This window comes from Proteus appendicitidis, from assembly GCF_030271835.1.
Lineage (GTDB): Bacteria > Pseudomonadota > Gammaproteobacteria > Enterobacterales > Enterobacteriaceae > Proteus > Proteus appendicitidis.
Genome location: NZ_CP127389.1, coordinates 2,787,418 through 2,810,368, shown reverse-complemented (window position 1 = coordinate 2,810,368; position 22,951 = coordinate 2,787,418). Strand labels below are relative to the sequence as shown.

Sequence of the window (22,951 nt, the reverse complement as noted above, 5' to 3'; positions counted from 1 at the left end):
TAAAATAAAAAACCGTAGCTATATTATATCGCTACGGTTTTTTTATAAGTTCAGCAAGAGTACAGATTATTCGTTATCAGTATTCGCTTCTTTAGCTGGTGCAGTAGGTGCAATCTTTTTTTCTGTATGCTCAGCAACTGCTTTGCGACGTTTACCAATATTTTTACGATCGCGAGTCCGCACTTTTTCTTTAACTGCTTTTTTCTCTTCTTCTTTTTTTGCTTTACGTTTAGCAAGCACTTTTTTAGAAGGTTTGAATGTTGCTTTCAGGCTAGGTGCTTTGGTTTCGGGACGTAGTTCTGCAACAACACGATATTTAATTGGCTCTTGAACGTAACGGCCAATTTTCCCTAATAATGGGTGATCGTGAGCTTCAACTAATGAAATGGCGATACCTTTACGGCCCGCGCGTCCTGTACGACCAATACGATGCAAGTAAACATCCGCAGTACGAGGCAAGTCAAAGTTGAAAACGTGTGTGATGTCATCAAGATCAAGACCACGAGAAGCAACATCTGTGGCAACAAGCACATTCATTTTGCCGGATTCTAAACGCTTGATCGCATCGTTACGCTGTGTTTGCGCCATTTCACCTTCAAGGTAGCTACATTTAATACCTTCTTTTTCTAACGCGGTGACAAGCTCTCTTACACGCTCTCTTTTACGAACAAAGACAATCGATTTTTTAACATCGTCTTGTTTCAGTAATGCAGCCAGTAACGCTGTTTTATGTTCAAGATTATCAGCATGATAATAGAACTGCTGAATTTTTTTACGTTCACGGCGAGAAGGATCGGCATTAAGCTCAACAGGTTCGTTGAGGATGCGCTGTGCAAAATCAATAACCGCATTACCTTCCAGTGTTGCAGAAAACAGTAATGTCTGTTTGCGCCAGCGAGTTTCGCCTGCAATAGTTTCGATATCGTTAGCGAAACCCATATCTAACATGCGATCTGCTTCATCTAAAATCAGCATTTCTACTGCACGACAGTCAAAGTTTTCTTCTTTGATGTACTGTAATAAACGACCTGTTGTTGCGACAACGATGTCTTGGTTTTCGCTGAAGACTTCAGCGTGATTCATATAAGCAACACCGCCCGTGATTGTGGCGATATCTAAATGTGTGTGCGCACATAACTCTTTAGCTTGTTCGGCAACTTGCATGGCAAGTTCGCGTGTTGGAGTCAGGATAAGAATACGTGGTGGGCCTGATTTTTTACGTGGATAATCAAGCAAGTGTTGAATTGCCGGAAGCAAAAAGGCCGCAGTTTTCCCTGTGCCTGTTGGCGCAGAGCCTAAAATATCGCGTCCATCCATTGCAGCAGGAATGGCATCTGCTTGAATAGCAGTAGGACGTTGATATCCTTTTTCTTCTAATGCGGTCAATAAACTTTCATCAAGTTCAAGACTGGAAAATGTCGTGGCTGTCATTGTATACCTCTGTTTAGGGCGCGGATTTTGACATTATCCCCCGCTAAAAGCCAGAGGATTTACCGCTATCACATTATATATTACCGATAGACGAAGGTATTCGTTGTTTTTAGGCTTAATCTAAATAAGCGTGCATCGTATACAAATAGTTTAATGTTAAGATAGGGGTTGTAGAAACGTTATCTTACCATATATCTCTTTTTCCGTGACATGATTGATAAGCAATAAAAAAGAGATTGCTGTACAAATCAATAGAGCCAATAGATGAATCAAAAGAAAGTGAAAAAAGCAGGATTACGCAAAGGTGGTTTTACATTTAAACAATTTTTTGTTGCTCATGATAAGTGTGAAATGAAAGTGGGTACAGATGGTGTTTTATTAGGAGCTTGGGCGCCTATCGATAATGTAAAAAGAGCACTTGATATTGGTACTGGGAGTGGATTAATTGCATTAATGCTGGCTCAACGAGCGAATAAAATTGAGTGTATAGATGGCATTGAGCTTGATGAGAAGGCAGCATTACAAGCTACAGAAAATGCCCAAGAGTCACAATGGCATTCACTTATTCATATTTATCATAGTGATATTCATTATTATGTAGAGCAAGCGCAACACAAGTATGATTTGATTGTTAGTAATCCTCCTTATTTTGAGCCAGCAATTGCTTGTCGTAATGATGTTCGTGAGCAAGCACGTTATACCAAAACTTTAACGCACGAGGGATTGCTAGATAGTGCGCAATCACTTATCGCCGAAGAGGGTTTGTTTTGTGTTGTGTTACCTTATTCTATTGGTGAGCAATTTATTGAAATTGCAGAAAAGAAAGAGTGGAACGTTGCAAAACGCGTTAATATTAAAGACAGCGAAGATAAACCTTATCATCGAATTTTGTTGGCATTTCAAAGGCAAAATCAAAGCAGTGTTGAATGCAGTATAGATGAACTTATTATTCGTAATAATGAAGGGCGCTATACCGATAAGTTCCAATCTTGGGTAACTGACTTTTATTTATATTATTAAATCTATATTTAATAATATCTTGTTAAGATAATATATATTGTTGTAAGTAATCGTATATATTTAAATAATATCATTGTGTTATCGTTTTTTTATTGGCAAATTGCATTTTGGTTGGGTGATCACCATGATGATTTTTTTGTGATTCATCTCTTAAAATAATGATTGAATTGAACTTCATACTATTTTTGCGCTCTAAGTCTTGTAGCTCATAAAAACGAGAAGGAATAACGAGAGTAAATATGACGGAGTCATTTAAAAATAGTGCGAAGCTTGACTTCGGGAGAGTCCATCTCTAATGAGCGAGCAGTTAACGGACCAAATGTTGGTTGAAAAGGTACAAAATGGTGACCAGAAAGCGTTTAATTTGCTGGTTATCCGCTATCAACACAAGGTAGCAAGCCTGATTTCCCGTTATGTACCACAGGGCGATGTACCAGATGTTTCGCAAGAAGCCTTTATTAAAGCTTATCGCGCCATCGGTTCTTTCCGTGGAGATAGTGCTTTTTATACATGGCTTTATCGTATTGCTGTGAATACAGCAAAAAATTATCTGGTCGCACAGGGGCGACGTCCGCCTTCGAATGATTTAGATGCGAGTGATGTTGAAAATTTCGAATCACCCAATGCACTAAAAGAAATTTCGAACCCTGAGAATTTAATGTTGTCTGAAGAGTTACGGAGAGTGGTTTTTCACACCATAGAGTCATTACCTGAAGATTTAAGGGTTGCTATTACACTTCGGGAACTTGACGGGCTAAGCTATGAAGAGATAGCGGTCATTATGGATTGCCCTGTCGGAACAGTACGTTCACGTATTTTTAGGGCGCGAGAAGCTATTGATAATAAGGTTCAACCATTAATACAAGAGTTTTAATTGTGGGTGAACCATCATTGACTGAAGGGTACTTTTACATGCAAAAAGAAAAACTTTCTGCATTTATGGATGGCGAAGTTCTTGATAAAGAATTAATGGGTGCAATTGCTCGTGATGACTCCATGAAAGAGACATGGCAACGCTACCATTTAATTCGTGACACAATGCGTGGTGATGTAGGTGAAGTAGTCCACTTCGATATCGCAAGTCGCGTTGCGCTCGCTTTAGAGAATGAACCTGTTCGCATAAGTCCTGAACAACAGCAAGAGCAGCAACCTGCGCCATCGCAATGGCGTCAGCACTCTTTCTTACAAACGTTACGTCCTTGGGCAAGTCAGTTAACTCAAATCGGTGTCGCGGCTTGTGTTTCATTAGCTGTTATTGTTGGTGTTCAGCAATATAATGGAAAAAGTGGTTCTGAAGATTTTCAAATAGATACACCTGTATTTAATACTCAACCTATTATGGGTTCAGGTTCACCAGTAAGCTTAAATCTTCAAAATGATACTTTAGGTAAAGACCAGCAAACACGTTTACAAGAGCGTAATCAGCGCCTTGGATTAATGTTGCAACAGTATGAGTTAGATCGTCGCATCTATAATGCACCACAAAATGAAGCGCCAGTTAACGCTAAAGGTGAAACTCAACCTGCAGTAGCACAGTAATAATAAATGTTAATGTATAAATAACGTGTGGGAATAAAACAGTCGTAATGAAAAAATCATGGTTATCCACCTTATTGCTGGTGGGCAGCCTGTCAATGCCGATACAAGCCTTGGCACAACCTCAAACAGGTAGTGTCGAGGCTTTGTTGCAAAAGATGGGTCAGACAAGTCAAAGCTCTACCTATGAATTATCTTTTATCAATATCAATTCTCAAGGTATTGTTCCTATTCGCTACCGTCACACTCTTATTGATGGCAAACCACTTGCACAATTAATGCAAATGGATAGTACTCGCCGTGAAATAGTTCAACGTGGTGATGAAATTAGCTATTTTGAGCCGGGCTTAGATGCTTTTAGCTTAAGGAATGATCATATCGTTGATTATATCCCTTCTATCATTTACCAAGATTTCAATGAATTATCTGGTTATTATAATTTTATTGATGCAGGTAGAACACATATTGGTGATATTCCAAGCCGAGTTGTTCGTGTGCTATCAAAAAATAATGACCGTTATGATTATGTCTTGTTTATAGATGAAGAAAGATATCTACCTTTAAGAGTCGATCTGTTAGATAAGAATAATGACATCATTGAACAATTTCGAGTGATCACCGTTAATGAAGGGAGTGAAGTCGAAACTGAACTTAATTCGTTACGTACCGTCAATATGCCTCCTTTATTACTTGTACCAAAAGCTAAACCTTTGGTTTATAACTGGTCGGTTGGCCAATTACCTGAGGGTTTTAAAGAGGTAAAACGCAGTAATCATCAAATTTCTGAAACTGAGTTTAGTCAGTCTATTTTATTTAGCGATGGCTTATTTGATTTCTCTATTTATGTTAATAAAAGTGGTCAACACGCTAATTCGCCCGAACGCGATAAAATGTTGAGGTATGGTCGTAATACAATTTATACCTATGACAAAGAAGGTAATGAAATTACCTTTATTGGTCAGTTACCATTTTCTACGGCACAAGCGATAGTTAATAGTGTTGTATTTACGAAAAAGTAAAAGGGTATAAGTTATGGTTAAAGAGTGGGCAACAGTTATACATTGGCATGAAGGACGGGCGTTATTACGCTACGGATCTTCTTCTGGCTGTGGTAGTTGCCAAGCTCGCGCTGCGTGTGGCTCTTATTTATTAAATAAAATAGGACCTGAGACAGTTCATCAACTCGAACTTCCCGTTGCACAACCTTTAGTTGAAGGGCAAAAAGTGGAAGTGGGTATTCCTGAAAATAATCTACTTCTTTCCGCAATGCTCGTGTATTTAACGCCACTTATTGGCTTATTTATTGTCGCAGGCATTGCGAGCCTTTGGTTTTCGAGTGAATTTGCTATTTTTTGTAGTGGACTTGTGGGGGGCGCCCTTGGTTTTTTATTGGCCAAAAAAGTGGCGACTTGGTGGAGCAAAGATGAAGGTTTTGAACCTATTGTATTGCAAATAGGGCTTCCACCTCATGAACTTAAAGTTCAAATTCAAGAATAATGAGTTGATTAAAATAATGGGGCCTTTGCCCCATTATTTTTGTCATGCTGCTTTTGTAATAATATCTATCTTAAATTAACACGTTTCTATATCTGGAAATTACCCGCAAAAAATTACAAATAAATGCAAGTCTTAGCATAAATGTTTGTGTTTGATGAACGTTTCTTTGAGTATAATGTCTCTAGTGTGTAGAATGCGTCATCAATAATAACTCCTGCAATATAGAGTTTTCGCTTTGTGTCCATGAATGACTCCAAAGCCAGATTTATAGAGCAAAGCAATAGAGAAAAATAATTTCAGAATGAAAAACATACGTAACTTTTCCATTATCGCACATATTGACCACGGTAAATCGACGTTATCAGATCGAATTATTCAAATTTGTGGTGGCTTATCAGATCGTGAAATGGCTGCGCAGGTTCTTGATTCTATGGATCTTGAGCGTGAACGTGGTATTACAATCAAAGCGCAAAGCGTAACCTTGAATTACACCGCTGATGACGGTGAAGTTTATCAGCTTAACTTTATCGATACCCCAGGACACGTTGACTTCTCTTATGAAGTATCTCGTTCACTCGCTGCGTGTGAAGGCGCGTTATTAGTCGTAGATGCTGGGCAAGGGGTTGAAGCGCAAACATTAGCAAACTGCTATACCGCGATGGATATGGATCTCACCGTCGTTCCTGTTTTAAATAAAATAGACTTACCAGCAGCAGAGCCTGAGCGTGTTGCTGAAGAGATTGAAGACATTGTGGGCATCGATGCCACAGATGCAGTGCGTTGCTCTGCAAAAACAGGTATTGGTGTTAAAGAAGTTATCGAACGTCTTGTTAAAGAAATTCCAGCACCTGAAGGTGATGCAGACGCTCCATTACAAGCACTGATTATTGACTCTTGGTTTGATAATTACCTTGGTGTTGTTTCATTGATCCGTGTGAAAAACGGTAAAGTCAGCAAAAACGATAAAATCAAGGTAATGAGTACGGGGCAGGTTTATAACATTGACCGTATTGGTATTTTTACGCCAAAACAAATTGACACAACATCATTAAATTGTGGTGAAGTAGGTTGGGTTGTTTGTGGGATTAAAGATATTTTAGGTGCGCCAGTAGGGGATACCTTAACAGCAGCACAAAAACCAGCAGATAAACCATTGCCAGGCTTTAAAAAAGTTAAGCCACAAGTTTATGCGGGTTTATTCCCAATTAGCTCTGACGACTATGAATCATTCCGTGATGCATTAGGTAAATTAAGCCTGAACGATGCTTCATTATTCTATGAGCCAGAAAGCTCCTCCGCGTTAGGTTTCGGTTTCCGTTGTGGGTTCTTGGGTCTTCTTCATATGGAGATTATTCAAGAACGTTTAGAGCGTGAATATGACCTAGACCTGATTACAACAGCGCCAACCGTAGTTTATGAAGTTGAAATGACTAACGGTGATATTGTATTAGTGGATAGCCCGTCTAAATTACCACCACTGAATAACATTGAAGAAATCAGAGAACCTATTGCTGAATGTCATATGTTATTACCGCAAGAATACTTAGGTAACGTAATTACTTTATGTATCGAAAAACGCGGTGTTCAAACCAATATGGTCTATCATGGTAATCAGGTTTCATTAACTTATGAAATTCCGATGGCTGAAGTGGTATTAGATTTCTTTGACCGTTTAAAATCAACATCACGCGGTTATGCGTCTTTAGACTATAACTTTATCCGCTTCCAAGGCTCTAACATGGTGCGTGTAGATGTCTTGATTAATGGTGATCGTGTTGATGCTTTAGCATTGATTACACATAATGATAATGCACCTTATCGTGGTCGTGAGCTGGTGGAAAAAATGAAAGAATTTATTCCACGCCAACAGTTTGATATCGCCATCCAAGCGGCAATTGGTAACCATATTATTGCTCGTTCAACTGTTAAACAGTTACGTAAAAACGTATTAGCCAAATGTTATGGCGGTGACGTTAGCCGTAAGAAGAAACTGTTACAGAAACAGAAAGATGGTAAAAAACGTATGAAGCAAATTGGTAACGTAGAGCTACCACAAGAAGCGTTTTTAGCCATTCTTCATGTTGGTAAAGATAAATAATTTAAGGAGAAAACATGGCTAACACGTTTGCCTTGATCCTAACGCTGGCAACGCTAATAACGGGAGTTTTTTGGGGAATTGAGCGCTTTAAGCTCAAGCCAGCCCGAAAAGCAAAACTAAAGCGTCTTCAAGAGATGACGCAAGGGACCGAGGATCAGCAAGAGTTAGCAAAATCAATTAATAAACCAAGCTGGGCAGAGACATTAGGCTCTTTATTCCCAGTTTTGATTATTGTTTTGGTTCTGCGTTCATTTGTGTATGAGCCGTTTCAAATACCTTCTCGCTCCATGATGCCAACCTTGTTGGTTGGCGATTTTATCTTGGTTGAAAAGTTTGCTTATGGATTAAAAGATCCAATTACACAAACCACGTTAATTAATACAGGGAAACCTAAACGAGGCGATATCGCTGTATTTAAATATCCTCGTGATCCTTCTACTGACTTTATTAAACGTGTTATTGGATTACCGGGCGATAAAATTGTTTATGATATGATGTCGAAAAAACTTCATATCTATCCAAATTGTGATAAAGCCATTTGTAATGAAGAAATATCAGTAACTTATGGTACTGCTTACCCAAGTGAATGGACGTTGTTATTACAGAATGTACCGGGTGGTCAGCGTATTAATGGTATGAAATCTATTCCAATTGAGGAGCCTATTTCAACAGCAACTCAATTACGTGAAGAAGAAAGAGTAGAAACTATTGATAAAGTCTCTCACCGTATTATGACAATACCCGGTGATATGACGATGCCTGAGTTTATCCAACCTGGATTACCTGTCGGTACGTGGATTGTTCCTGAAGGTCATTACTTTATGATGGGTGATAATCGAGACGGTAGTTCAGATAGTCGCTTCTGGGGCTTTGTTCCAGAGAAAAACTTAGTAGGTAAAGCGACAACAATTTGGATGAGCTTTGAAAAAGTAGAGAATGAATGGCCAACAGGCGTTCGTTTTAGCCGTATCGGTGGCATTAAGTAATTATTAACAAAATAGCGACAGCATTCCTTCTTATCTAAGTGTAGAATATGTCGCTTCTTTAAATATGATTGGCTCCTGTATTGTCAGGAGCCAGTGCAAACGCAACAGTTCTGTTATCCAACCCGATAATTTCTCGTTGTCTTAAACAGATTTGTTGCGTGTGCTTCAAATTAAGTTATGGAAATTGATCGCACATGAATACTTTATTAGTAAACCAGTTACAAAAGAAACTGGGCTATACTTTTACGCAAAATGAATTATTACTACAGGCTTTAACGCATCGTAGTGCTAGCAGTAAGCATAATGAACGTTTAGAATTTTTAGGTGATTCAATTCTAAGCTATGTGATTGCTAACGCACTTTATCATCGCTTTCCTCGTGTTGATGAAGGTGATATGAGCCGAATGAGAGCAACGCTTGTTCGTGGAAATACACTCGCTGAATTAGCGCGTGAATTTGAACTAGGCGAATGTCTACGTTTAGGTCCAGGGGAATTAAAAAGTGGCGGTTTCCGTCGCGAATCAATTTTAGCTGATACGGTGGAAGCTTTAATTGGTGCAATTTTCCTTGATAGTGATATTCAAAATATCGAAAAAATTATTTTAAACTGGTATGAGAATCGTTTGGCTGAAATCAGTCCGGGCGATAAGCAAAAAGATCCTAAAACTCGTTTGCAAGAGTATTTGCAAGGCCGTCATTTACCATTACCTTCTTATATTGTGGTACAGGTTCGTGGCGAAGCCCATGATCAAGAGTTTACGATCCATTGTCAGATAAGCGGTATCGAACAACCTGTCAAAGGGATGGGTACAAGCCGTCGTAAAGCTGAACAGGCCGCTGCTGAACAGGCATTAATACAACTGGAGCTTGAATGAGCGAAGAACAAACCTATTGCGGATTTATTGCGATAGTCGGTCGCCCAAATGTGGGAAAATCAACACTACTGAACCAATTATTGGGGCAGAAAGTTTCTATTACATCACGTAAACCGCAAACAACGCGTCACCGTATCATGGGTATTGATACAGATGGTGCTTACCAAGCGATTTATGTGGATACACCGGGCTTGCATATCGAAGAAAAGCGAGCCATCAACAGATTGATGAACCGTGCAGCAAGCAGTTCAATTGGTGATGTTGAATTGGTTATTTTCGTTGTTGAAGGCACCAACTGGACGCCTGATGACGAAATGGTATTAAATAAATTAAAATCATTACGTTGCCCTGTTTTATTAGCAATTAATAAAGTAGATAACGTGACAGATAAAACCAAGTTACTTCCACACATTGGCTTTTTAAGCCAACAAATGGATTTTCTTGATGTTGTACCAATCAGTGCTGAAAAAGACATGAATATTGATACGATAGCGAAAATCGTACGTAAATGTTTACCAGAAGCTATTCATCATTTCCCTGAAGATTATATTACTGATCGCTCTCAGCGTTTTATGGCATCAGAAATTATTCGTGAGAAATTGATGCGCTTTTTAGGTGAAGAATTACCTTATTCTGTCACTGTTGAAATTGAGCAATTCGTTACCAATGAGCGTGGTGGTTATGATATCCACGGATTAATTCTGGTTGAGCGTGAAGGCCAGAAGAAAATGGTTATTGGTAATAAAGGTGCGAAAATCAAGAAAATTGGTACTGAAGCCCGCATGGATATGGAAGACTTATTTGAAAACAAAGTTCACTTAGAACTTTGGGTGAAAGTCAAAGCGGGCTGGGCTGATGATGAACGTGCTTTACGTAGCCTTGGCTATGTGGACGATTTAAAGTAGGTAACTGAAGTGGACGGCTGGCAACGTGCATTCGTTATCCATGCTCGACCTTACAGTGAAACGAGTCTATTACTCGATTTTTTCACTGAAAATGAAGGGCGAGTACGCATATTGTCAAAAGGTGCGCGAGGCCGTCGTTCACCCTTAAAAGGGGCGCTTCAACCTTTTACTCCTTTGCTCATTCGTTGGAGTGGGCGAGGAGAAGTTAAAACACTTCGTGATGCTGAACCTATCTCTTTAGCATTACCACTGACAGGCTCTGTACTATACAGTGGCTTGTATCTTAATGAATTATTGTCTCGCGTTTTGGAAAATGGTACCTCTTATAGTGTACTTTTTTTTGAATACCTCTCCTGTTTGCAAATTCTTGCAGCGAGCGATACCACACCTGAAGCGGCACTAAGACGCTTTGAACTCGCGTTATTAACACAACTTGGCTATGGCTTAGATTTTCTGCATTGTGCTGGAAGTGGAGAGCCAGTTTCAGATTCGATGACTTATCGTTATCGGGAAGAAAAAGGTTTTATTGCGAGTTTAGTAGTTGATCATAATAGTTTTACCGGATTTGAATTAAAATCTTTAGCCAGTCGCGAATTTCCTACTGTTGAAACATTAAAAGCGGCGAAAAGATTTACTCGAATGGCATTGAAGCCCTATTTAGGCGGAAAACCATTAAAAAGTAGAGAACTTTTTAGACAATTTGCCATTAAAAAACCCCCAAAGAAAAGAGCATTGATGGCACAACAGTAATATTGTCTTTTTCTTCTCTATGGAATGTGTAAACTAAGGTAATGCAACGTTATTTTTCAGGAGAAGAGCATGTCTGATATTCTACTTGGCGTTAATATTGACCATATCGCCACCCTTCGTAATGCCAGAGGCACAACGTATCCCGATCCTGTTCAAGCGGCTTTTATTGCAGAACAAGCCGGCGCTGATGGTATTACTATCCATTTACGTGAAGATAGACGCCACATCACTGATCGCGATTTAATGCTGATAAGCCAAACGGTTCAGACAAGATTAAATCTGGAAATGGCGGTCACCGAAGAGATGATCGAAATTGCTTGTCAAACACAGCCTGATTTTTGCTGTTTAGTACCTGAAAAACGCCAAGAAGTGACAACAGAAGGTGGTTTAGACGTTGTTGGCAATGAAGCAAAAGTTGCTGATGCAATTAAACGCTTATCTTTAGCGGGTATCAAAGTTTCTCTGTTTATTGATCCTGACCATGAACAAATTAACGCAGCCGACCGTGTTGGTGCGCCTTTTATTGAGATCCACACTGGCGCTTATGCTGATGCAGAAGATGAAATGGCTCAAGAAAAAGAGTTTGTCCGTATTCGTGATGCAGTGACTTATGCCGCATCTAAAGGCTTAAAAGTGAATGCAGGGCATGGTTTGCATTATCACAACGTGCAACGTATTGCCGCATTACCTGAACTTTATGAACTGAATATTGGCCATGCAATTATTGGTAGAGCTGTATTTAGTGGATTAGCACCTGCGGTTGAAGAAATGAAACGCTTAATGCGAGAAGCGCGTCGCTAATGGCTATTGTTGGCTTAGGTATGGATATCGTCGAGATATCACGTATCGAAGATATTATAGGGCGTTCTGGTGAACGCCTTGCTCGTCGCATTCTTACTGATACAGAATGGGAAATCTATCAATCCCATAAACAGCCAATACGCTTTTTAGCTAAGCGGTTTGCAGTAAAAGAGGCTGCGGCAAAAGCATTAGGAACAGGTATCCGTTTAGGATTGGCTTTTAATCATTTTGAAGTACGTAATGATGAGTTAGGTAAACCTACACTGCATTTTTTAGCGGTTGCAAAAGAGATGGCAGAGAAAGCGGGGATAAACTCTATTCACGTAACACTTGCTGATGAACAGCGTTATGCTTGTGCGACAGTTATTTTAGAAAAATAGCTCTCTTAGATTTATCACCCACAAAATCATTGATTAAGGTTTAGATCTTATCTGCGTGGTAGATCAACACAAATTTTTCCCATAATTCATCTTGAGATTCAGTATGAGTGGGATCAATGATGATCGTGTTGGTAATCGGACACACCGATTGGCAAGTAGGTTTATCGTAATGTCCTACGCATTCAGTGCAAAGATCAGGATTAATTTCATAAATATCATCCCCCATTGAAATCGCATCATTTGGGCACTCTGGTTCACACATATCACAATTGATGCATTTCTTCGTAATTAGTAAAGCCATATCAGTCACTTAATATATAAATTATTAAATTTCAGTAACTTATATCTTGCACTTATATGTTACCATCTATCAGTTTTATGTAGCTATATCCGATAAAATAGCGTTTTATCATTCAAATGGGGATATCGCCCAAATCTTCTTGCTTGATGAGAGATAAGCAAGGGAGGGTAAGATTACCATTTATATGACATTTCCTAAAGTAACATCACTCAAATGACTTATCAGATTATATAAATAAAATATTAAGCACGAGCCAATGAGGAGAAATGAAAACCAGTAGCATTAATGACATGGCGTAGTGTCTTTAATGTAGGGTTACCTGTTGGTGATAGGGTTCGGTAAAGTGTTTCACGTGAAACACCGGCTTTTTTTGCAATAGTTGCCATACCTCCACGGGCTTCTACGACATGGCGTAATGCCATAAGAAAAGCTTCTTGCCCACCATCTTCATCTATATCAAGGAAGGCTTGATGTAAATAAGCTTTAGCAAAATCAGGGTCTTCACGTAAAATTTCAACCATTGCATCATCATGCAAACGAGAATTGGGCATAATCTACCTCTTTAAATAATCTTTTAGACATAGGATAGCTTTATTAATATCAGTATCCTGAGTTCGCTTATCTCCAGCTAGAAGTAGCAATATAATTTCGCCATCGATTAAACTATAGTAAACCCGATATCCAGCACCTTGATCAATTCGTAATTCCCAAACACTATCACGGCAAGGTTTATGATCACCAAAATGCGCACTTGCCATTCTATTTACTCTTGATGCAATTTTTGCTTTAGCAACAGGATCGCGTATTTTTTTGAAATAGTCAGCATATAAGTCTTTGCCATCTATTGTTAAGTAATGTTTGATCGTTTTCATTAGCAAAATGTAGCTTAAAAGCTACGTATCAACAACTATTTTTGTAGCTTATAAGCTACTATAACTTATCAGCAATATATATAAAAAGCAAAAATCTTAGGTAGAAGCGAGTAAATATTAATGATAAAGAGTATGTTTTGTGGTATTCCGCACACCTAATACCCTGTTATTGATGTTAAATAACGCAATAACATAAGGGGTATTCTATGCCAACGCTGTTTAATATGTGGACATTTGCACTTTTATCTTTGGGTTTAGTGCTAACACCCGGTCCTAATATGATTTACTTAATTTCACGCTCAATCTCACAAGGGAAAAAAGCAGGGTTTATCTCGCTAATCGGTGTGGCTGTTGGCTATATTTTTTATATGTTATTAGCTGCATTTGGTATTACGGCCATTTTTATGGCTGTACCTTATGCTTATGATACGCTGAAGATTTGTGGTGCGATTTATCTTCTTTATATAGCTTGGCAATCTATTAAGCCCGGTGGGCGTTCTATCTTTCATCCCAAAAAATTACTTTCAGGTAATACAACAAAACTCTTTGTGATGGGGTTTGTTACCAATCTATTGAATCCTAAGATTGCATTGATGTATTTATCACTGTTACCTCAATTTATCAGTATTCAAAATGGTAGTGTTTTAAACCAATCATTAGTGTTAGGCAGTATTCAAATCGTTATTAGCATCGCAGTAAATGCATTGATTGTTATTGCAGCAGGTTCTATTGCGGGATTCTTTATGCAAAGACCTCGTTGGGCATTAATTCAACGTTGGTTTATGGCGACTATTTTAGGGGCTTTAGCCATTAAATTAGCCACAGAAGCGCGCGTAAACTAAAGTTGCATCTTGCTATCTTTGTCATAAACAATTCAAGGCAATCTCTTTAGTTATCAATAGAAAACAGGGTACAATAGCCCGCTATATGATAATGAAGAGATATCCTTGTGAATAAAGTTAAAGATGATATTTATTGGATGCATAAAGCGATTGAGCAAGCGCAAAAAGCACAAGAAATCGGTGAAATACCGGTGGGTGCAGTATTAGTCGTTGATAATAAAATCATTGCTAAAGGATGGAATCATTCAATTATTGATAACGACCCCACTGCACATGCAGAGATTATGGCATTACGCAAAGGGGGAAAGCATTTACAAAATTATCGCCTACTCGATGCAACGCTTTATATTACCCTCGAACCTTGTGTGATGTGTGCTGGAGCAATTGTGCATAGTCGGGTAAAACGCGTGGTTTATGGTGCTTCAGATTTAAAAACAGGTGCGGCTGGTTCATTTATTGATATCTTACAGCATCCAGGAATGAACCATAAAGTTGAGATAACATCGGGTGTATTAGGTGAAGAGTGTTCACAGCTTTTAAGCCAATTCTTTAAAATGAGAAGAGCTGAAAAGAAACAGCTTAAAAAGCAAAAAAACAGTTCAGTTATAATCAATACTGAACCAGCAATAAAAGAATAATATCTGTTTACTGATAATTAAGGGTATACGTTGCTTGTGCTTGGAAAGGACCCGTTAGCAATGTTTGATTTTTCAGCGCAGAAGGTGATGCCTCAACATACGTCACAAAATTAAACTGAATACGCTTATCATTAAGAAGTCGAGTAGAGCTAGGATTTTTTAATTGAATAACATTGCGTTGAGCATCTGTAAATACAATCCCGATGCTTTTAGGATCTTCAGATCCTGTGCCGACAACAGCAAGGTGGTTAGGCATTGTAGGGTGCTCTTTCCCATCTAACGTAATTGTGACGCTTTTATAAATATCCTGACTGCAATTTTCTAAACTAATACTAAAAGCAACAGATTCACTTTTTTGAAAAGTATAGAGATCTTTTGCTGATATCTGCTTGAAATCAATTACTTTATTTTCATCACCAGCAACAATGGTGCAACCATGTGCAACCACCACACCTTTAAACTCCATATCACCCCCAATAAGCTCTGTCACAGCAAAGGCTGAAGGTGAAAGTAATAATAAAAGAGAAATAGCAGATTTTGTTATTGGGTTTTTCATTACATAAACTCCGCAACTAATGTGGCATGTGCTGAGAATTCACCTTCTGTAATTTTGCTACCTGTTTTTGCAATGGGGGCTGCTGTGACTTCCCAGCTACCTTTAAAATTATTCAGTTTCCCGACAGAAAAATATTGATTAGGTGGCACAATCGTTCCTGATTTGTCTCTTAAAACAATACCTAAATTTGTTCTATCTACAGGTCCTGTTGTACCAAGGTAATTAGGGTTAAAACTAGCGACACCTGAGCTACCCGTTTGAATTTTAAACATAATTTTACTGTTAGGATTAGTAAAACTACCGCCTTCACACTTGATTGGGATATTACGTGTGATCTTGTAGTTTTGACCATTTAAATAGTCAGAAGTATTACCGACATTGCCAAAATCAAAGGTAATAGGAGAGCCGTTATTAAATGTACATCTATCTTCAGTGGTTAATATTCCTGAACTAATCACTAATTTTGAAATTGGCTCTGGACCATATTCTTGATATAAGCCATTACCTACGCGAGCATACATTTGAGCGACAGCTTGCCCTGTTAATGAAACCCCATTAATAATCGGTTTTTTCAAGCGAAAGACTAATACACCACTACTTCCTGACGACATATTGGGTTTTGGTGATTCAGGGATACGGCAACCTTGTTGTCCATTTCGATTGTTCGGTTTTTCAATAAAAGGAACAGTAGGAAGTGATTCAGGACCCCAAATAGAAAACTTGATCTGAACATCGACGTACTCATTAAGTTCATAGTAATTATTACCTAAATAGCGTAGGTCAGAATTTGCCATATAATAAGTGCGTGAATTTGAAACCAAGGGATCTTTAGGGCAATAAACGGTTGCTAAGTATCTATCGGGCAAAGAAAAGTTTACTGTGGCCGTTTCGCCCGGTCGGTTATTAGGAAATGTCGCGTTATCTAATGCAACCCTAAAGATATTAGGACCGCCGACAGTACGAACTTCACCATGAATATAAGCAGAAGCAACAATTGGAGTACATAACATTGCGCCAGTAAAAAGTAATTTTAGCGTATTGAAATAAAAATTTGCTGTTGTTAATTTCATTTTATTCCTACCGGCGTTAAGTGAATTAATATTTCGGTTGTTGTTCTTTTGGTGCTGCTTTACAGCTATTTTGTTGGCAAACAAATTTTAATTCTGGATGCCCACCGTAATCATTTACATACATCATGTAAAATTGATTGACGTTACTGGTTTTAACTGGGATTTCCAGTGATGATTTAGGCGCAACCATTAAACCAGGGAAGGTGGTTAACTTATCACTATCTTCACCATTCAATTTATTAGAAAGCCCAATAATGGTGATGTAGTAAGGTGTTGGGTTTTCGGCAATAAATTGATTACCTTGTTTTTTAAACACTAATTGGTCTTGCCAAATCATGCCCGGTTTTTCAGGAATAATAGCAGTTGGGCGATAGAATAATTTAATGCGAGACTGCATTGCCATTTGCAACACGTTAGCTTGTTTGGGTGCTGGTGGAATTTCACGCACATTTAAATAAAATAGTGATTCTCTATCTTGTGGTAAAAGACCAATTTCTGCTGTTTTGGTAATTCTGACAACGCCTTTTTGGTCACCATCAAGACGTTGTAAAGGTGGCAACGCGACTAAAGGAGAAGTGATTTTTTGCCCGTGTTCATTTTCAACCCACGATTGAGCTAAGAAAGGAATATCAGGGCTAGTATTTTTTAGGTTTACGCTAGCTGAGTTTTCGTTGCCCATTAATACAATACGAGTTCTATCTAATGACACGCCAGCTTGAGTTGTACTCACTATGCTGAGTGCAATTAAGGAGCCACAAAAAAGCGTTTTGAGTGTGTTGAATGAGTTCATACAATTATCTCTAGTAATTCATTTTATTCATTAAAATCCCTGACATAATAACAATTCATGTTTTAGTGGATCGTTAATTGCCGCAGGAATTGTAATCGTACATTGGGTTTTACCACCCCAGATCACGTTTAATGATTCATTAAGGTTAACACCGGCGATATAAACTAAACCATCTTCCATCACCATTCCCATATTTTCACCATTTTTATTGGTGATTTCGGCACCAAATGGCGGGTGTTTTTGATCGACGGTTTGTAAGATAGCCATCAGGCGCTCACCTTGGCGAACAGGGAATTTATAGTAGCCAATCGCACCTTCAGTTAATGTGGCAGAAGTAATGGCTTTATGTGTTTCAATATCTGAATTCATTTTATCAACATCAATGCGAGCATCAACATTGTTATAACTAGTTAAGTCAGTTAATACCCCAATACCAAATAGGTTTGTTGTTGTGCTTTGATTATTAAAGGGCACGCCTGCCACTCCATCAGTATCAACCATCATGCGAGCAGTACTTGATGTCATGCTACTGCTATGTAATGCCGCACCATGACGTGTTGCCGTAAATCCACCTTTAACTGTTGCACCTAGTGCCACATAATTATCTTGTTGATAGCTTGCATTGGCGTTAATTTCTGCATATTGCGAACGGTGTTGATAATAACCATCAGTATTAGCTTTATTGTCAGAGCTTAAACCTGCACGGACACGCCATAGATTATTATAATTGCTATTATCAGAATAAGAGGCCATTTGGTTCACTTTTCCGTTACTGTCTTGCAAGCTATAACCAATGCTTTTGCCACTTCCTAATGGAATTGAAATATTGAAAGAAATACTGTCATCGGTATTTCCTTTATGCTGAGTACGGAATGCAGATAAGTTAGTATTAATTTGCTCTATACCCATAATAGAGAAATTACGGCTTACCGTAACACCATATTGTTCTTGTGTATTTTTATCCCAATAGTTTTGGTGTCGATAAGAGAGATAAAGTGTTGTCGATTTTTCAATATCATCGGCCCAAAAAGTTTTGTTACCTGTAATGGTATACATCTCTTTTTCATAACCATTGTTATTAATGTCGTTGTAACGCTCATCTATATATTGAGAGAAAGATCGGAAAGTTTTCTCTGAAAAACGGTAACCCGCAAAAGTAATCGTACTATGGTATTCATCAAATGTTTTTGCATAGTTTAGTTTGAACGACATACCGTTGATATTTTCATTATCATAGGTTTTGCTATAAGACTGAGTAATATCACCTGAAAGCGTACCTAAACGTCCCATATCATGACCTAAACCTAATGACCACGCATTGTAATCTTTAGCAGTCAACAAAGCCCCACCATATAGCGACCATGTGTTATTCATACCCCATGAAAAATCGCCTTGATAAAAAACAGGGCCTTGCATTTTATGGTTGTTGAGTGATGGCTGACCCATTGATGTGTTATAACGCACGGAGCCTGGGCGAGTCATATAAGGTAGATTGGCTGTTTGTACTTGAAATTCGTTTACTTTACCGTTTTGCTCTTCGACTCTGACATTTAATTGACCTTGTACTGTGTCTTGTAAATGTTTAATAACAAAAGGACCAGCCGGTACCGTGGTTTCATAAATTAAGCGACCGTTTTGCGTTACAGTCACTTTAGCATTAGTGTTTGCGATGCCATGAATTTCAGGTGCATAACCTTGCAAAGAAGGAGGCAACATTCTTTCATCACTTTGTATATTGGCACCTGTAAAACGAAAACTATCAAAAACTTGAGAGTTTAAATAAGTTTCACCAAGTGTTAATTTTGCTGCTTGGTTAGGTAAGGGTTTATATGCGTAAATCTGATTCCAATCAAAGCTATTATTTGATGAATATTCAGATGAATAGTTTCCTTGATATTCAGCACGTAGTCGCCATTCACCAAGATTAATTCCAGCTTGCCCATATCCTGTCAATGAGTTGTTATTACTGCCTTTATTCGGACGAGTCGATATACCCGTTAAGGTATAGTCAACTAATAACCCAGATACACCTGGGTCCCACAATTCAGGTGGTGTCCAATCGGTATCTTCATATTTCATTAATGAACGAGGCATAACAATATCGAGAATACCACCATCATTTTTGATAGAGATACCTGGTAATTGACTAATATCGAAACAATCAGGCGAGATTTCTTCGATAAATTTTTGATTTTCTTCGTTAACTGTTAACTTTTTTAGAAGAGTAGGGTCAATACAAGCGATGGAGTAATTGGGCTTCACTTCAACATAATTAATGTTTTGGCGAGGGAAGTCACGACCATTTATACGGATATCTAAGTAGTACATACCCGGAATAATGTAATTAGAGGTTGCAAAACGAGATAAATCGACATTATCTCTGTCTTCGGCATCTAGCATATGAATGTTAAATTCCACAGAATCATCAAGCTCGGCTTGAGCGAAAAACGCTAAGCACAATAGCAAAATGGCACAAATGTTTTTCCATATTGTGCTGTGAAAAAAAGAAATTAACATGAATAAACGCCTAATTATTAATAAAATAAAAAGTAATTAAATAATGAATATTTATTTCATTACTTTTTATTCTATTTTATTAAATTGAAGTGTTTTATAGAATTTAACGCAGAGGAAGTCCCCTGCGTTAATGCAGTAATTAATTTATTATTTAATTAATTTAAATAAATAAAACGATTACTGATAATCAACTTGGAAGTTGATAACGGCTTGGAATTCACCTGGAGTTACAGTTGCATCTGCTGATTCAGCTTGAACGTAAGCAACAAATGGGATCTTAGAAACACCATTAACTAATTGTACTGGTGTTGTTGCTGTATTCCATTTTACTGATTTGCTGCCAGCATCCATTAAGCCGATACCCGCGCCAGAAGCGGAGCCAGATACGAAAGATGCTAAGTCTTTATTTGTTGCATTAACAACGCTTGGTGTATAGCTAACAGTTGCTGTTTTTGCTACGGTAGTATCACAGTCTTGTAATTCGATATCTTTTTTAACGTTACCTGCTTTCTGCATATTTGCTAATGCAGAAGTTGGAATTTCACTGAAATCAACAATAACAGGACTTGAAGAAGCTGCTAATCCACAAGCTGAATTAACAATTTCACCTTTTAATTGAATTTCGCCTTTAGTTGCACCAATTTTTGGAGCAGAAGTTTCAGCAGTTGCAACAGAATTAATACCAAATACTAAAGCAGCAGCTAAAGCAATTTTACTCAGTTTCATTATAGATAATCCCTTGAAGATCGTGCGTATTATTATTTATAGAAAAATAATATTGATGTCGGAATATAAAAATTGATTTGCATTATATTTCGAGTTGTTTCGAATAATGTCTGGTTTATATGATATCAATAAAGGCGTTCTATTTGATATAACGTTTTGTTGATTTCCTCAATTTTCACATTTAATCTTGCCTATTCCATATTAATAGAGTTTTATATAGATTTATTCTTTTTATTACTCAATTTATGGGTGAAAAAGTTTATCAGGCAGATAAATTTAATAGACAATATAATTAACATTGTTTTAACTTTACAAAAAGTAATGTTATTAACATTAGGTTAGAAAAATTAATAAAATCAATTATAGATTATCATAATATATGTAATTCAATAAGTTAGATGTTAACAATGACGTAGTTAGGTTAATTTATATCACAAAATAAGTTTCTCAAAAAATAACAATCATAAAACGAATAATAACCAATGAGATAATTCCTACGTACTTAAGTTAATATTTTCTTATATTTTACCTATTCTGATAGTCCTAAAATGACTAATTAGATTACTTTAAGTACAGTTTACTCACTAGCTGAGTTTTTTGGCTAATAAGTGTTACATTTTTTAACACATGAATTTTCCCTATTTTAGGTAAAAAATGGCATGATCAAATGTAACAATTTTTAATATTAAGAAAACATTAAGTTGGGGGTTGCTTTAATGGTTGGAGTGATTTTTGAATGGCAGAAATGAAATAAATAAGCCTCTATAAAAGAGGCTATGTTGTTTAATATGCTGTTTTAATTGCAAAAATTATTGATAAGCCATATCTTGAGTCAATGATAATGATGAACTTTCTTGCTCTTCATCGTTATCAGTCTCTTTATCTTTAGATAATATTTTATTTTTGCTCTCTTTGGCTTGAAGGTAACCGACAAGGCTAAGTTGATATCGTCGAATATTTTCAACATAGCGATAAGCCTCATGCCCTCTAGCATAGCCATAAGGCAGGTCTGCATAATATTTCTTTTGGCTAAGTAGAGGTAATCTTGATTTTACATCTAGCCAACTATCAGGATCGGCATTTTGTTGCTCAGTAAGCCTTCTGGCATCAAGCATATGACCAAATCCCATATTATATGCGGCTAATGCAAACCAAATTCTTTCGTCTTCTGGAATAGAATCCGGCAAGCGCGAAAGGAGATGCTTAAGATATTGTGCTCCCCCTCGAACACTCTCTTCGGGATCAAGCCTGTCAGTAACGCCCATACTCGATGCAGTAGGGCGAGTTAACATCATCAATCCTCTAACTCCAGTTGGTGATGTCGCATGAGGGTCCCAGTGTGATTCTTGCCATGCCATAGCAGCCAATAACCGCCAATCGAAAGTATCTGCATACTTTTCAAAAAGAGGCTGATAGTTTGGCAAAATAGAATCTATTGCCGTAATAAAAGAGATAGTATCGAAGTAATCAAATGTACCGACATGACCAAAATACTTTTCTTCAAGTCTTGCTAACACATCTTCTTGAGATAATTGATTAAAGTAATCGAGCATCGCGGCATATAAGCTATTATCTTCACCATCTGGCAGATACCACGTTAGTGGACGGCTTTCTGTGACTTCAAACCCTACGGCAACATTAGGATGAATGCGTTGTTGTACTGCAACACTGATAGAATCTGCTAACACATAGGTTATTTTGCCTTCAGATAATGCTTCTAGCAGCTGTGAGGTTGTCTGATTATCTGATTCTTCCCATTCAAGCTCAGGATATTGCGTCTCTTTTAATGTTCGCAATAAACTTGCATGAGCAGAGCCAGCAGTAACAACAAGACGCCCATCTAACGTATCAAAGCTACGTGGTCTTAATGTCCCTTTACGGTAAATAAGCTGTTGAGAAACTGAAAAGTAAGCAGGGCCACTGCGTGTCGTATCTAATCTCTCTTTATTATAAAGTAATCCGGCGGCGATAAAATCAGCTCTATTATTCTCCAGATCATCAAACATTTGGTTGATATTTGTCCGCATATTAACGACAAGTTTCACGCCTAGGTAATCAGCAAAGCGTTTCACTAATTCATAATCGAAACCTACGGGGTCCTTTTTATCGTTCATCGTTATCAATGGTGAAGGTATCGTACTAATTCTTAACTCACCACGAGATAAAATCTTATTTATCTGCGCTTTTTGCCTATCTGGCCATGTAATATTCAACGCGATAATAGCCGCTGAAAAGAGCGCTATGATAACGATAACGAAATAGTTTATCCTTATATTATTCAATAGGTTGGTTCTCGTTAACGTTGTTTATTGTTGTGTGTAAAATCGTCATTTTAACATGGATAAATTTCCAGTAATCGA

The 22,951-nt window shown here is 37.8% G+C and carries 24 protein-coding genes; 14 read left to right on the top strand and 10 right to left on the bottom strand.

Going from position 1 to position 22,951, the window contains the following annotated elements; all coding sequences use genetic code 11:
* Positions 1-66: 66 nt before the first annotated feature.
* Positions 67-1,431: an ATP-dependent RNA helicase SrmB gene (srmB, locus tag QQS39_RS13235; RefSeq protein ID WP_265576072.1), complete on the bottom strand. Its 1,365-nt coding sequence runs from the start codon at positions 1,429-1,431 to the stop codon at positions 67-69.
* 264 nt (positions 1,432-1,695) lie between these two features.
* Here srmB and trmN point away from each other — a divergent pair, with 264 nt between their 5' ends.
* The 12 genes from trmN (at position 1,696) to acpS (ending at position 12,279) form a co-directional block, all read left to right on the top strand.
* Positions 1,696-2,451 (top strand): tRNA(1)(Val) (adenine(37)-N(6))-methyltransferase TrmN, encoded by a 756-nt coding sequence (gene trmN, locus QQS39_RS13230; RefSeq protein WP_285804688.1) that lies wholly within the window; start codon positions 1,696-1,698, stop codon positions 2,449-2,451.
* 295 nt (positions 2,452-2,746) lie between these two features.
* Positions 2,747-3,325: an RNA polymerase sigma factor RpoE gene (gene rpoE, locus QQS39_RS13225; RefSeq protein WP_006533574.1), complete on the top strand. Its 579-nt coding sequence runs from the start codon at positions 2,747-2,749 to the stop codon at positions 3,323-3,325.
* A gap of 38 nt (positions 3,326-3,363) precedes the next feature.
* Positions 3,364-3,990, top strand: coding sequence for an anti-sigma-E factor RseA (rseA, locus tag QQS39_RS13220; RefSeq protein WP_265576071.1), 627 nt, complete (start codon positions 3,364-3,366; stop codon positions 3,988-3,990).
* A 47-nt stretch (positions 3,991-4,037) separates the two neighbouring features.
* On the top strand, positions 4,038-5,006 hold the full coding sequence (gene rseB, locus QQS39_RS13215) for a sigma-E factor regulatory protein RseB (protein WP_285804687.1): 969 nt from the start codon (positions 4,038-4,040) through the stop codon (positions 5,004-5,006).
* A gap of 13 nt (positions 5,007-5,019) precedes the next feature.
* A complete protein-coding gene (gene rseC, locus QQS39_RS13210) occupies positions 5,020-5,484 on the top strand; it encodes a SoxR-reducing system protein RseC (RefSeq protein ID WP_151435660.1) in 465 nt (154 codons plus the stop codon).
* A 301-nt stretch (positions 5,485-5,785) separates the two neighbouring features.
* Complete coding sequence (gene lepA, locus QQS39_RS13205) at positions 5,786-7,582, top strand: translation elongation factor 4 (RefSeq protein WP_023581598.1); 1,797 nt, start codon at positions 5,786-5,788, stop codon at positions 7,580-7,582.
* Positions 7,583-7,596: 14 nt separating this feature from the next.
* On the top strand, positions 7,597-8,568 hold the full coding sequence (gene lepB / locus QQS39_RS13200; protein WP_099073675.1) for a signal peptidase I: 972 nt from the start codon (positions 7,597-7,599) through the stop codon (positions 8,566-8,568).
* Positions 8,569-8,762: 194 nt separating this feature from the next.
* Positions 8,763-9,443, top strand: a complete 681-nt coding sequence (gene rnc, locus QQS39_RS13195) for a ribonuclease III (RefSeq protein ID WP_069367822.1) — start codon at positions 8,763-8,765, stop codon at positions 9,441-9,443.
* Positions 9,440-10,348, top strand: a complete 909-nt coding sequence (gene era, locus QQS39_RS13190; RefSeq protein WP_151435659.1) for a GTPase Era — start codon at positions 9,440-9,442, stop codon at positions 10,346-10,348. The genes rnc and era overlap by 4 nt, the downstream gene beginning before the upstream one ends.
* A gap of 9 nt (positions 10,349-10,357) precedes the next feature.
* Positions 10,358-11,098 carry a DNA repair protein RecO gene (gene recO / locus QQS39_RS13185; protein WP_285804686.1) on the top strand — a complete coding sequence of 247 codons (741 nt, stop codon included), beginning with the start codon at positions 10,358-10,360 and terminating at the stop codon, positions 11,096-11,098.
* Positions 11,099-11,167: 69 nt separating this feature from the next.
* Positions 11,168-11,899, top strand: coding sequence for a pyridoxine 5'-phosphate synthase (gene pdxJ / locus QQS39_RS13180; protein WP_075673670.1), 732 nt, complete (start codon positions 11,168-11,170; stop codon positions 11,897-11,899).
* Positions 11,899-12,279: a holo-ACP synthase gene (gene acpS / locus QQS39_RS13175; RefSeq protein ID WP_069367826.1), complete on the top strand. Its 381-nt coding sequence runs from the start codon at positions 11,899-11,901 to the stop codon at positions 12,277-12,279. The genes pdxJ and acpS overlap by 1 nt, the downstream gene beginning before the upstream one ends.
* A gap of 40 nt (positions 12,280-12,319) precedes the next feature.
* Here the strand turns inward: acpS and QQS39_RS13170 are convergent, their stop codons facing one another.
* From QQS39_RS13170 to QQS39_RS13160, 3 genes are all read right to left on the bottom strand, one after another.
* Positions 12,320-12,580, bottom strand: coding sequence for a YfhL family 4Fe-4S dicluster ferredoxin (locus QQS39_RS13170; protein ID WP_285804685.1), 261 nt, complete (start codon positions 12,578-12,580; stop codon positions 12,320-12,322).
* 242 nt (positions 12,581-12,822) lie between these two features.
* Entirely contained in the window at positions 12,823-13,131 is a 309-nt protein-coding gene (locus tag QQS39_RS13165; RefSeq protein ID WP_151435656.1) for an addiction module antidote protein, read from the bottom strand.
* Positions 13,132-13,134: 3 nt separating this feature from the next.
* A complete protein-coding gene (locus QQS39_RS13160; protein WP_285804684.1) occupies positions 13,135-13,452 on the bottom strand; it encodes a type II toxin-antitoxin system RelE/ParE family toxin in 318 nt (105 codons plus the stop codon).
* A 206-nt stretch (positions 13,453-13,658) separates the two neighbouring features.
* Here QQS39_RS13160 and QQS39_RS13155 point away from each other — a divergent pair, with 206 nt between their 5' ends.
* Both QQS39_RS13155 and tadA read left to right on the top strand, forming a co-directional pair.
* Entirely contained in the window at positions 13,659-14,294 is a 636-nt protein-coding gene (locus QQS39_RS13155) for a LysE family translocator (RefSeq protein ID WP_099073671.1), read from the top strand.
* Positions 14,295-14,401: 107 nt separating this feature from the next.
* A complete protein-coding gene (gene tadA, locus QQS39_RS13150) occupies positions 14,402-14,932 on the top strand; it encodes a tRNA adenosine(34) deaminase TadA (RefSeq protein WP_285804683.1) in 531 nt (176 codons plus the stop codon).
* Positions 14,933-14,939: 7 nt separating this feature from the next.
* Here tadA and QQS39_RS13145 read toward each other — a convergent pair whose 3' ends face one another.
* The 6 genes from QQS39_RS13145 to mltF all read right to left on the bottom strand — a co-directional run bounded on the left by QQS39_RS13145 (position 14,940) and on the right by mltF (position 22,873).
* A complete protein-coding gene (locus tag QQS39_RS13145; RefSeq protein ID WP_285804682.1) occupies positions 14,940-15,488 on the bottom strand; it encodes a fimbrial protein in 549 nt (182 codons plus the stop codon).
* Positions 15,488-16,558: a fimbrial protein gene (locus QQS39_RS13140; RefSeq protein ID WP_151435652.1), complete on the bottom strand. Its 1,071-nt coding sequence runs from the start codon at positions 16,556-16,558 to the stop codon at positions 15,488-15,490. Before QQS39_RS13140 ends, QQS39_RS13145 begins: the two co-directional genes overlap by 1 nt.
* A 25-nt stretch (positions 16,559-16,583) precedes the next feature.
* Entirely contained in the window at positions 16,584-17,348 is a 765-nt protein-coding gene (locus QQS39_RS13135; protein ID WP_151435651.1) for a fimbrial biogenesis chaperone, read from the bottom strand.
* A gap of 30 nt (positions 17,349-17,378) precedes the next feature.
* Complete coding sequence (locus QQS39_RS13130) at positions 17,379-19,865, bottom strand: fimbria/pilus outer membrane usher protein (RefSeq protein ID WP_285804681.1); 2,487 nt, start codon at positions 19,863-19,865, stop codon at positions 17,379-17,381.
* Between the two features lie 177 nt (positions 19,866-20,042).
* Positions 20,043-20,591: a fimbrial protein gene (locus tag QQS39_RS13125; protein ID WP_151435649.1), complete on the bottom strand. Its 549-nt coding sequence runs from the start codon at positions 20,589-20,591 to the stop codon at positions 20,043-20,045.
* Positions 20,592-21,400: 809 nt separating this feature from the next.
* Positions 21,401-22,873 (bottom strand): membrane-bound lytic murein transglycosylase MltF, encoded by a 1,473-nt coding sequence (gene mltF, locus QQS39_RS13120; RefSeq protein WP_151435648.1) that lies wholly within the window; start codon positions 22,871-22,873, stop codon positions 21,401-21,403.
* Positions 22,874-22,951 lie beyond the last annotated feature (78 nt).